The sequence below is a fragment of the Clavibacter sp. VKM Ac-2872 genome (assembly GCF_015351105.1).
GTDB lineage: Bacteria > Actinomycetota > Actinomycetes > Actinomycetales > Microbacteriaceae > Clavibacter.
Genome location: NZ_JADKRR010000001.1, coordinates 2,124,917 through 2,136,329 on the forward strand (window position 1 = coordinate 2,124,917; position 11,413 = coordinate 2,136,329).

The following is an 11,413-nucleotide window of genomic DNA, read 5'->3' on the forward strand; positions in this document are numbered from 1 at the left end:
CGCGACCCCGGGCCCGCGCGCTCCATCCCCACGAAGGGCACGACCGTGATCAGACCACCGCACCCGTCCCGACATCCCCTCCGCATCGTCATCGCGGGGGCCCTCCTCACCGGCGGCGTCCTCGTGACGCTGGCCGCCGCGCCGGCTGATGCCGCACCGGCGCACCCGCCCGCGGACGCGCCGAGCGCCAGCGCACCGACCGTCGTCACCGTGCCCTCCGCGCAGGCGGCCGCTGCGCCGGCGTACTGGACGCCGGCCCGCAAGGCCGCCGCGATCGCCGCGTCGGACGGCACCGCCCCCGACCCCGCTCCGGAAGCCGCGTCCGCCGCCGCCGCACCCATCTCGGTCGCCGAGAAGGTCGCCCCGGTCCCGCACATCGGCCGCCTCTTCTACGAACGCGACGGGCACAGCTACGCCTGCAGCGCGAACGTCGTCCGGGCGGGGAACCTCTCCACCGTCGCCACGGCGGCGCACTGCCTGACCGGCGGCGGGACCTTCTCCACGAACACGGTCTTCAGCCCCGGCTACGAGGACGACGTCTCACCGTACGGCGACTGGCCCATGGTGAGCGGCGTGATCGCGGGGGGCTACTTCGCCGACAACGGGGACGAGGCGGACGACGCCGCGTTCCTCGTGGTCGCGCACGACGGCGCGGGTCGCGGCGTCCAGAGCGTCGTCGGCGGCTCCCCCGTGCTCTTCGACCAGCCGCTCGTGCAGGCGGGGACCGTCTACGGATACCCCGCGCAGGGTCGGTTCGACGGATACTCGCTCGACAGGTGCCGGGGCACGTTCCAGGGCCTCAACACGCAGCAGATCGTGCTCGACTGCGACATGCGCGAGGGCGTCTCCGGCGGTCCGATCTTCGAGGGGGACGACGCGAGCGGTCCGCAGTACGCGGACGAGAACGCGCGCTACACGAACGAGCCGAAGGTGCTGGGCCCGCTCTGGCTGGCCAACGAGCACGCGGCGTACACCTCCGCGGCCGCCGTCGCCGGCTGAGCCGCGGCGTCCGGCGGCTGCCGCTCAGCGGGAGGGCCGCGGTCACGATGCGTTACGCGCCGTGACCGCGGCCCTTCCCCGGTCGGGGGAACACGGGGCACGGTAGGCGGCACCCGAGCGGATCCCCGCTCGCGACCGCTCCCCTGCACCGCAGCCGCACCGCTGGAGACCCATGACCACCGCCCCGCCCACCGCATCCGCCACCCCGACCCCGCTGACCGACGCACCCGCGCCGGACCCGGCCGCCGAGGCCCCCGCCGACGTCTCCCGCCGCCGCCGCCGCGTCCTCACGGCGTCCTTCATCGGCACCACCGTCGAGTACTACGACTTCTACCTCTACGCCACGGCGTCCGCGCTCGTGTTCGGCAGCCAGTTCTTCCCGAACCAGACGCCCGCGGTCGGCCTGCTGTCGTCGTTCGCCGCGTACGGGGTCGGATTCCTCGCGCGGCCCATCGGGGGGATCGTCGCCGGGCACCTGGGCGACCGGATCGGCCGGAAGCGCATGCTCGTCTACTCGCTCGTGCTCATGGGGATCGCGTCGACCCTCATCGGCGTCCTGCCGACGTACGCGACCATCGGCCTCGCGAGCGTCGTCGGCCTCGTGTTCCTGCGCCTCGTGCAGGGCATCGCGGCGGGCGCCGAGTGGGGCGGATCCGCGCTGCTGTCCGTCGAGCACGCCCCCGCCCACCGCCGCGGCCTGTTCGGCGCGTTCACGCAGATGGGATCCGCGGGCGGCATGCTGCTCGCGACCGGCGTGTTCGCCGCGACCCGCTTCGCCCTCGGCGAGGAGCAGCTCCTCGCGTGGGGCTGGCGGCTGCCGTTCCTCCTCAGCGCGGTGCTCGTGGGCGTCGGCCTCGTGATCCGCCTCCGCGTGGAGGACGCCGCCGAGTTCCGCGACATCACGGCCGCCGGCGAGGTCGAGCGCTTCCCGCTCGGCGTCGTGCTGCGGAGGCACCCGCGCGCGGTGCTCATCACCGCGGGCCTCCGCCTCGTGCAGCCCGCGCTCTACTCGATCCTCACCGTCTACACGCTCTCCTACCTCGCCGAGAAGCGCGGCGACTCGGGTAGCGCGCTCACGGCCGTGCTCATCGTCTCGGCGCTGAGCGTGCTCACCACTCCCCTGTGGGGCTGGATCTCCGACCGCGTCGGCCGCCGCCGCCTCACGATCGCGAGCGCCGCCGGCATCGGGATCCTCATCTGGCCGTTCTTCGCGTTCCTCGACTCGGGGCCGCTGCTGCTCCTGCCGCTCGTCTTCGCGCTCGGCATGAACGTGTTCCACGACTCGATCTACGGGCCGCAGGCCGCGTGGTTCGCCGAGCAGTTCCCGACGGGCGTCCGCTACAGCGGCGTCTCGCTGGGCTACCAGGTCGGCAGCATCTTCTCCGTCGGCTTCACGCCGCTGCTCGCGGTGCTGTTCCTGCAGTGGGGCGGCGGATCCCCGTGGATCCTCTGCGCCTACATCGGCCTGTACGCGGTCCTGACGATCGCCGCGGCGCTCGCGGCGGAGGACCCGGCGCGAGAGGTGATCGCGGCCCGGCGACGCGAGGGCTGACCCCGCCGGCCCGCTGTGCGGTTCCGCCGCGGGGGAACCGGCCGGATCCCTATCGTGAGCGCCCACGGCTCCGGCCGTCCCCCATCCCGCTCCGAGAGGAACAGCCATGCCGCTGCATGCCCGCACCGCCCGCGCGATCCGATCCGCCGCGGTCGCCGCCGCCGGCATCGCCACCATCGCGGTCTGCGCCGCTCCCGCCGCCTGGGCCGCCGACCGGACGGACGCGCCGACGTCCGCGGTGGCCGCCCCCGCCGCCGCGCTCGAGGCCGTCGACGCCCCGGATCAGGCCGCCGCGTACTGGACGCCGGAGCGCATGGCCGCCGCGACGCCGCTCGACGGCGCGTCCGGGTCCGCGGAGTCCGTCGCGACCTCGGCTGCCGCGACGATCTCCGTCGCCCAGCAGGTGGCGCCGGTCCCGCACATCGGCCGGCTGTACTTCACGAACGGCGGGGTGGCGTTCTGGTGCAGCGCCAACGTCGTGCAGGCGACGAACGGATCCACCATCTCCACGGCCGCGCACTGCCTGAGCCTGGACGGCGTCCGGACGCGCGACCTCGCCTTCACCCCCGCCTACGAGGACGGCACCGGCCCGTACGGGGTGTGGCCCATCGTCGCCGAGTCGATCACGGCCGGGTGGGAGGAGGACAACGCCGACCAGGCCGCCGACGCCGCGTTCGTCATCGCCCGCCCCGACGACTCCGGCCGCACGCTCCAGAGCGTCGTCGGCGGCAGCCCGGTCGCCTTCGACCGGCCCTTCGACGAGACCGGATCCGTCTACGGCTACCCCGCCGCCGGCCGCTTCGACGGCCAGACGCTGCAGCGCTGCGTGGGCCGGGTCGCGTTCTACTACTCGACCCAGTTCCAGATGGACTGCGACATGAACGGCGGCGTCTCCGGCGGGCCCGTCTTCGAGGGCGACGGACCGGACGGCGCCCAGTTCGCCGTGGAGGACGCCCGCCCGGTGACCGGCTCCCGCGTCATCGGCCCCATGTGGGAGAGCCGGGTGCACGCCGCGTACAGCAGCGCCGAATCGGCGGATCCGGGGATGTTCGGCTGACGCACGGGGAGCTGTGCAGTCGCGCGCGGGAACGGCGACACCGCTCACTACCGTCGGTGCGCACGGCAGACGCCGTCATCCCCCTCCGAGAGGACACACCTTGCGCACGCACCTGACCCAGCACCGCGGCCGTTCCGCCGCTCTCCGGCTCTCCGCCGTCTCCGTCGCCTGCATGACCGCGGTCCTGGCGGGCACCGCCCCGTCCGCATGGGCGGCGGACGCGGCGGCTCCGGCATCCGGCACGACGACCGCCCAGGCGCCCGCGTCGATGCCGCTGCTCGGATCCGCGGACGACGCCGCGCAGGCCGTCGCCTACTGGACACCCGAGCGGATGGCCGCCGCGCGCGTCGTCGGCGACGAGGCTCCCGCATCCACGACCACGGCCGCCCGCCCGGACGACCTGGGCCAGGAGGACGCCGCCGGCAGCGGCCCGATCTCGGTCGCCCAGCAGGTCGCGCCCGTGTCGCACATCGGCCGGCTGTTCTACACGCTCAACGGCCAGGGCTACGCCTGCAGCGCGAACGTCGTCGAGGCGGCCAACCGCTCCACGGTCGCCACCGCGGGGCACTGCATGACGGGGAACGGGGCGTTCGCCACCGACTCCGTCTTCGTGCCGGGGTACCACGACGGGGAGCGCGACTACGGGACGTGGCCGGTCGTGGGCGGCTACGTCGCGGGCGGCTTCACCGAGGACAACGGCGACGCGGCCGACGACGTCGGCTTCGAGGTGGTGGCGCGCGACGACGACGGCGACGACATCCAGAGCGTCGTCGGCGCCTCCCCCGTGCTCTTCGACCAGTCGCTCACCCAGGAGGGGAGCGTCTACGGGTACCCGGCGGAGGGCCGCTTCGACGGGGAATCGCTCCAGCGGTGCACCGGCCGCTTCGCGGAGACCGACCCGCAGGCGATCAACCTGCCGTGCGACATGACGGGCGGCGTGTCCGGAGGGCCGATCTTCGCGGGCGACGAGGCCACGGGAGCGCAGTACGCCGAGGAGGATGCGCGGTACGAGGACTCGTCGCACATCATCGGTCCCATCTGGCAGGGGAACGAGCACACGGCGTACGACCTGGCCGCCGCGGTCGACACGGGGAGCGCGGCGGCGCGGGGCTGATCCCCGCGCACCGCATGCCCTACCGCGCGGCCGTCAGCGCGTCCTCCCGATCGTCGGCCCGCGCGGCCTTCACGAGGTCCGCGCAGCGCTCGCCGATCATCATCGTCGTGATGTTCGGGTTCACGGTCGTGAGCTCGGGCATCACCGACGCGTCGGCGACCCGCAGACCCGTGACGCCCTTGACGCGCAGCTCCGGATCCAGCGGCGACATCGCGTCGTCGACCGCGCCCATCCGCACGGTGCCCGCCGGGTGGTAGACGGTGTTGTGCGTGCGGGAGATGTAGTCCGCGAGCTCCTCGTCGGTCTGCGCCTCGACGCCCGGGTACAGCTCCCGGCCCGCCCACTCGGCCATCGCGGGCTGCGCCACGATCTCGCGCGCGAGGCGGATCCCCGCGATGAGCACGCGCATGTCGTGCGGGTCGGTGAGGTAGCGCGGATCCACGAGCGGCTTGTCGCGGTGGTCGCGGCTGCGGAGCCGGACCGTGCCGCGCGAGCGCGCGTGGGTGACGTTCGGCGTGAGGCAGAAGCCGTTCTCCGTCGTCGGGTAGCCCTGGCGCACCGTGTGCATGTCGAAGGGCACCGAGCCGTAGTGGAACATGAGGTCCGGCCGGTCGAGGCCCTCCTCGGTGGTCGCGAAGATGCCGATCTCCCACCACTGGGTGCTCTCCGTCGGCATGGGCCGCTTGGCCTCCCACTGGATCACGCCCTCGGGGTGATCCTGCAGGTTCTCGCCCACGCCGGGCGCGTCGACGCGCACGGGGATGCCGAGGTCCTCGAGGTGCGCCTTCGGGCCGATGCCCGAGAGCATGAGGAGCTTGGGCGAGTCGATGGCGCCGGCCGAGAGGATGACCTCGCGGCGCGCCCGGATGGTGCGCGTCCTCGCGAACGCGTTGTCGACGACCTGCACGCCCGTGCAGCGGTCGTCGTCGTCGATCTCGAGCGCGCGCGCCTTGAGATCGGTCAGCACCGTGAGGTTCGGCCGGTCGGCGATCGGGTGCAGGTACGAGACCGACGAGGACGCGCGCGTGCCGTCCGCCTGCCGGTTGATCTGGAAGAACCCGGCGCCGTTCCGCACGGTCTGGCCGGTGTTGAAGCGCGTGCGCGGGATCCCGGCCTGCTCGCACGCGTCCAGCAGCGCCACGCCGGACGGGTCGCGCGGCGGCACGTTCATGAGGTGCACCGGGCCGTCGTGGCCGTGGTGCGGCTCCGGATCCTCGTTCGTCTCCAGCCGCTGGTAGATCGGGTAGGTGCTGTCGGCGTGCCAGCCCGTGGCGCCGTGCTCGTGCGCCCAGCCGTCGAGGTCCTCGCGCGGCGCCCAGAACGCGATGCACGAGTTGTGGCTCGAGCAGCCGCCGAGCACCTTGGCGCGCGCGTGCCGCATGAAGGAGTTGCCGTTCTCCTGCTCCTCGATGGGGTAGTCCCAGTCGTAGCCGGACTCGAGCAGCTCCATCCACCTGTCGAGGCGGAGGACCACGTCGAGGTCCCTGTCGTGCGGGCCGGCCTCGATGAGGGCCACCTGCATGTCGGGATCCTCGCTGAGGCGGGCCGCGACGGCCGCGCCGGCGGATCCCCCGCCGACGACCACGTAGTCGTACTCGGTGCCGGTCATGTCGTCTCCCCTGCTGTCGCTCATCGCGCCGGGAACCATCCGGTCACCTGCGGGCGCGTGTTCTGGTAGATGTGCTTGGCCTCCTGGTACTCGGCGAGGCCGGTCGGACCGAGCTCGCGGCCGACGCCGGACTGCCCGAAGCCGCCCCACTCCGCCTGCGGCAGGTAGGGGTGGAAGTCGTTGATCCAGATGGTGCCGTGGCGGAGCGCCTGCGCGACCCGCTGCGCCTTCCCGGCGTCCTGGGACCACACCGCGCCCGCGAGCCCGTAGTCGGTGTCGTTCGCGATGGCGACCGCCTCCTCCTCCGTGCGGAACGTCTCGACCGTGACGACGGGTCCGAAGGCCTCGTCGACCACCACGGACATGCCGCGCTCGACCCGGTCGAGCACGGTCGGCAGGTAGTAGTAGCCGGCCTCGAGGTCGCCCGTGCCGAACGCGCCGCCCGTGCGGAGGCGCGCGCCCTCGGCGATCCCCTTCTCGACGTACGCGTGCACCTTGTCGCGGTGCGCGGCCGAGATGAGCGGGCCGGTCTCGGCGTCGGGGTCGAACGGGCCGCCGAGGCGGATCCCCTCGGCCCGGCGCACGAGCTCGTCCACGAAGCGCTCGGCGACGGACTCCTCCACCACGAGCCGCGCGCCCGCCGAGCAGACCTGGCCGGAGTGCACGAAGGCGGCGTTGAGGGCGTTGTCGACGGCCGCGTCGAAGTCGGCGTCGGCGAACACCACGTTGGGGTTCTTGCCGCCCAGCTCCAGCGCGACCTTCTTCACGGTCGCCGCCGCGGCCGCCGCGATGGTGCGTCCCGTGGCGAGGCCGCCCGTGAACGAGACCATGTCCACGTCGGGGTGGCTCGACAGCGGCGCGCCCGCGACGGCGCCCGCGCCGAGCACCAGGTTGGCGACGCCGGCGGGGAGGCCGACGTCGGCGAGGAGCCGCATCATGAGGATCGAGGTGTGCGGCGTCAGCTCGCTGGGCTTGAGCACGAACGCGTTGCCCGCGGCGAGCGCGGGCGCGATCTTCCACGCGGCCTGCAGCAGCGGGTAGTTCCACGGCGCGATGAGGCCGCACACGCCGACGGGCTCGTGGACGATGCGGCTCACGACGTCGGGGTCGCCCGCGTCGACGACGCGGCCGGCGTCCTGGCCCGCGAGCTTGCCGAAGTACCGGAAGCAGGCGGCGATGTCGTCCATGTCGATCTCGCTCTCCACCAGGCGCTTGCCGGTGTCGAGGGTCTCGGCGCGGGCGAACTCCGCCTTCCGCTCGACGAGGCCGTCGGCCACGCGGAGGAGGAGGTCGCCGCGCTCGGGCGCGGGGGTGCGCGCCCAGGCGCCGCCGTCGAACGCGGCGCGGGCGCTCGCGATCGCGCGCTCGACGTCGGCGGTGCCCGCCTCGGAGACGAGCCCGACGAGGGATCCGTCCGCCGGGCAGCGGATCTCGCGCGTCGCGCCGTCCGCGGCGGGCTGCCAGGTGCCGTCGATGAACAGGGAGGCGGGCGCCTCCGTGGGGTGCTGGGTGGTCATGCGGTCCTCTCGGGCTGGTCGGGGACGACGACGACGGTGCTGCCCGGGTCGTCGCGGTTGAGGTGGAGGAACTCGAGGTGGGTCTCGTAGTGGTCGAGGACGTCGGCGATCACCTGCTCGCGCGTGTAGTCGAGGACGTCGTAGCCGCGGCTGCCCTCCAGCGAGAACACCTCCATGCGGTAGTAGAAGCGCTCCGCCCCGGCCGCCGCGTGCGGCGCGTAGGTGGGCGTCTCGTAGCGCACCGGCCGGATGGCGTAGCGGAAGTCGCGCCCCTCGCCCATGGACACCTCGAGCTCCAGCTCGCAGATGCCGTGCTCCCGGTGCTGGCCCTCGACGAGGCGCACGCCGGCGCCCTGCACGATGAGCTCGTCGTGCACTTCGGTGAGCGCGGGCAGCGCCACGTCCCGGGCGAAGCGCTGCGCGCGGTCGCGATCCGGGTAGGTCATCGCGCGGGCGAGCCGCTGGCGCCAGCTGCGTCCGCGTCCCGCGTCGCCGGAGCGGCCCGACAGGATGCCCGGCAGGCTCGACCGGTAGCTCTGGGCGAGGGATCCCTCCACCTTCAGGGCCTTGTAGAGCCCGAGCATGATGAGCAGCAGCACCACCGAGAACGGCAGCCCCATCACCACGGTCGCGCTCTGCAGGGTCGGCACGCCGCCGACCGCGAGCATCACGAGCGTGAGCGCGCCGGTGGCGACGGCCCAGAACAGGCGCAGCCACTTGGGTCCGTCGGTGTCGGCGTCGGGCAGGTGCGAGGTGAGGTTCGCCATGACGAGCGCGTCGGAGTCGGCGGAGGTGACGTAGAAGAGGAGCCCCGTGAAGGTCGCGACGGCGGCCGTGAGCGGCACCCCCGGGTACTCGGCGAGGAGCGAGTAGAACGCGCGCTCCGGGGTGTCCATCGCGACGGCGCCGAACGCGCTGTCGCCGCCCATGACGAGGTCGAGGGCGCTGTTCCCGAAGATGGAGATCCACAGCAGGATGAAGGCGAACGGGACCACCATCGTGCCGATGACGAACTCGCGGATGGTGCGGCCGCGGGAGATGCGGGCGAGGAACAGGCCCACGAACGGCGCCCACGCGATCCACCAGGCCCAGAAGAAGAGGGTCCAGCTGCTGAGCCACGCGTCGGGGCGGTCGTAGGCGAAGGTCTCGAGCGTCATGGCGGGGAAGCGGCTGAGCACGTCGCCGACGTTCTGCACGATCGCGTCCATGAGGAAGCTCGTGCGGCCCGCGAAGAGCACGAAGAGCATGAGCGCGATGGAGCAGAGCACGTTGAGCTCCGACAGGCGCCGGATCCCCTTCTCGACCCCCGTGAGCACCGAGACCGCGGCCATGATCACGGACAGGGCGATGAGGCCCGCCTGCACGGCCAGGTCCTCCGGGATCCCGAACATGAAGTCGATCCCGTAGTTGAGCTGCGCGACGCCGATGCCGAGCGTGGTCGCGATGCCGAAGATCGTGCCGAGGACGGCGGCGATGTCGACGAGGTGGCCGATCCACCCGTGGATGCGCGCGCCGAAGATCGGGTGGAGGGCGGCGCGGATGCTCAGCGGCAGGTTGTGGCGGTAGGCGAAGTAGCCGAACGCCATGCCCATGAGCGCGTAGAGCGCCCAGCCGGTGAGGCCGTAGTGGAAGAGCGTGAGCACCATGGCCTGCCGCGCGGCCTCGACGGTGGACCCGTCGCCGGTGGGCGGGGCGAGGTACTGGGTGACGGGCTCCGAGACGGAGAAGAACATCAGGTCGATGCCGATGCCCGCGGCGAAGAGCATCGCCGACCAGGTGAAGTAGTTGAACGCGGGCCGGGAGTCGTCGGGCCCGAGGCGCGTGCGGCCGGCGCGGGAGGCCGCCACGACGACCACGAAGCCCACGACCAGCGTGACGACGGCGATGTAGTACCAGCCGAAGCTCTCCGAGACCCAGGCGACGGCGGCGCCGATCGCGTCGGCGGCGGCGGTCGGGGCGAGGGAGGCCCAGGCGACGATGGCGATGATGCCGAGGGCGGAGCCGAAGAACACGGGCTTGTTGAGGCGGGGGCGGCCGGGCGGCGCGCCGTCGACGACGGGGCCCACGGTGTCGGGGGCGGAAGCGGGCAGGGGTGTGCGAGTACTCATCGCGTCCTTCGCTGGGAGGGGAATGAGGCTTCGGTCGGCACCCGGGGTCTCACGGACCACACCGGGTGCGCGCCCACCCTAGCGAGGGGCCCTCCCCCGGCCGCAAGCCGGATCGCGCCTGCGGTAGGGTCCGCGCGCGGGCGCGTGGGGCGGGACCGGGCCGCTCCGGCCGCCCCGTATCGTGGCGGGATGACCGCGCCCGTGACCGTCCGCCCCGCCGTGCCCGACGACGCCGACGGGATCGCCGAGGTCCACATCCGTACCTGGCAGGAGACGTACGCGCATCTGCTCCCGGCCGCGTACCTCGCCGGTCTCGACGTCGCGGCGCGCGCCGAGGACTGGCGTCGCACGCTGACGGAGGGATCCGCCGGGACGCCGGTCTTCGTCGCCCTCGACGGCGACCGCATCGTCGGCTTCGCCCTCGCGGGACCGGCGCGCGACGAGGATCCGCCGCGCCCGTTCCAGCTCTACGCGATCAACATGGTCGCGTCGGCCCACGGCTCGGGCGCCGGCCAGGCCCTGTTCGACGCGGCCGTCGGCGACTCCCCCGCCTACCTCTGGGCCGCCGACGACAACCCCCGCGCGGCGGCGTTCTACCGCCGGAACGGGTTCGCGCGCGACGGCGGCGTGGAGCGGCAGGTGTACCAGGGAGCCGAGATGGTCACGGTGCGGATGGTGCGATGAGGGTCGAGGGCGACGCGGCGCTCAGCGCAGCTTGACCACGCGGATCGCCGCGAGCGTGAGGAGGACGGCCAGCGCGCCGAGGACCAGGCTGGTCCCGAGGAGCGGCAGGGTGTCCGCCGCCGTGAGCCCCCCGGATCCCGCGATCGCCGTCGACCCCAAGTTCAGCGCCCGGGTGTTGATCGCCTGCGGCAGCACCTCCGCCAGCGGACGCAGGGCCGTCGAGGTCACGGCGGCGACGCCCGCCACGCATCCGACCAGGCAGAGCGCGACCGGCGCCGCGAAGGAGCGCAGCAGCAGCGACAGCAGCGACTGGACGGCGATGAGGGGCAGCGCCGCCACGGTCGCGACCAGCCCGACGAGGAGGAACGCGACGGGGAACGGACCGTCCAGCCGGAGCACGAACAGCCCGGAGACCGCCGTGCCGCCGACGAGCACCGCCTGCATCAGCGCCACCGGCACCAGGATCGCCACGATCTTCGCCAGCACGAGCCGGATCGGACGCGCGGTCGTCGTCAGCAGGGCGTTCCAGTTGGTGCCGCGGTGCTCGACGCGCCAGATGGCCGCCGCGAGCAGGCTGATGCCCATCGAGTAGAACAGCAGCCCGTAGAACAGCACCACCTGCGAGGTGAACGACGCCCACCCGGAGTCGAGGGTCTGCGTGTTGTTCGCCAGGTTGATGGTGCCGGTGACGACGGCCAGGAGCGGCAGCAGCACGGCGATGATCCAGATGCTGGAGCGCTTGAGCTTCACGGCCTCTGCTCGGAACACGCCCG

General features: G+C 73.2%; 9 protein-coding genes. 5 read left to right on the plus strand and 4 right to left on the minus strand.

Features of this window, described 5'->3' with window-relative positions; translation table 11 throughout:
- Window positions 1–45 precede the first annotated feature (45 nt).
- The 4 genes from ITJ40_RS10020 (at window position 46) to ITJ40_RS10035 (ending at window position 4,722) form a co-directional block, all read left to right on the plus strand.
- A complete protein-coding gene (locus ITJ40_RS10020; RefSeq protein WP_194666857.1) occupies window positions 46–999 on the plus strand; it encodes a serine protease in 954 nt (317 codons plus the stop codon).
- Window positions 1,000–1,171: 172 nt separating this feature from the next.
- Complete coding sequence (locus ITJ40_RS10025; protein ID WP_228511905.1) at window positions 1,172–2,551, plus strand: MFS transporter; 1,380 nt, start codon at window positions 1,172–1,174, stop codon at window positions 2,549–2,551.
- 106 nt (window positions 2,552–2,657) lie between these two features.
- Window positions 2,658–3,608 carry a serine protease gene (locus ITJ40_RS10030; protein WP_194666858.1) on the plus strand — a complete coding sequence of 317 codons (951 nt, stop codon included), beginning with the start codon at window positions 2,658–2,660 and terminating at the stop codon, window positions 3,606–3,608.
- 100 nt (window positions 3,609–3,708) lie between these two features.
- Window positions 3,709–4,722 carry a serine protease gene (locus tag ITJ40_RS10035; protein ID WP_194666859.1) on the plus strand — a complete coding sequence of 338 codons (1,014 nt, stop codon included), beginning with the start codon at window positions 3,709–3,711 and terminating at the stop codon, window positions 4,720–4,722.
- A 19-nt stretch (window positions 4,723–4,741) separates the two neighbouring features.
- Here the strand turns inward: ITJ40_RS10035 and ITJ40_RS10040 are convergent, their stop codons facing one another.
- The 3 genes from ITJ40_RS10040 to betT are packed head-to-tail and all read right to left on the minus strand — an operon-like array spanning window position 4,742 to window position 9,956.
- On the minus strand, window positions 4,742–6,331 hold the full coding sequence (locus ITJ40_RS10040; RefSeq protein ID WP_194666860.1) for a GMC family oxidoreductase: 1,590 nt from the start codon (window positions 6,329–6,331) through the stop codon (window positions 4,742–4,744).
- A gap of 20 nt (window positions 6,332–6,351) precedes the next feature.
- The gene (locus ITJ40_RS10045; RefSeq protein WP_194666861.1) at window positions 6,352–7,848 is read right to left on the minus strand and encodes an aldehyde dehydrogenase family protein; all 1,497 of its coding nucleotides are present in this window, start codon (window positions 7,846–7,848) and stop codon (window positions 6,352–6,354) included.
- Entirely contained in the window at window positions 7,845–9,956 is a 2,112-nt protein-coding gene (betT, locus tag ITJ40_RS10050; RefSeq protein ID WP_228511907.1) for a choline BCCT transporter BetT, read from the minus strand. The genes ITJ40_RS10045 and betT overlap by 4 nt, the downstream gene beginning before the upstream one ends.
- A gap of 189 nt (window positions 9,957–10,145) precedes the next feature.
- On the opposite strand from betT, the gene ITJ40_RS10055 reads away from it, so the two are divergent.
- Window positions 10,146–10,640 (plus strand): GNAT family N-acetyltransferase, encoded by a 495-nt coding sequence (locus ITJ40_RS10055; protein WP_194666862.1) that lies wholly within the window; start codon window positions 10,146–10,148, stop codon window positions 10,638–10,640.
- Between the two features lie 21 nt (window positions 10,641–10,661).
- Here the strand turns inward: ITJ40_RS10055 and ITJ40_RS10060 are convergent, their stop codons facing one another.
- The gene (locus tag ITJ40_RS10060; RefSeq protein WP_194666863.1) at window positions 10,662–11,408 is read right to left on the minus strand and encodes an ABC transporter permease; all 747 of its coding nucleotides are present in this window, start codon (window positions 11,406–11,408) and stop codon (window positions 10,662–10,664) included.
- Between the last annotated feature and the right edge of the window lie 5 nt (window positions 11,409–11,413).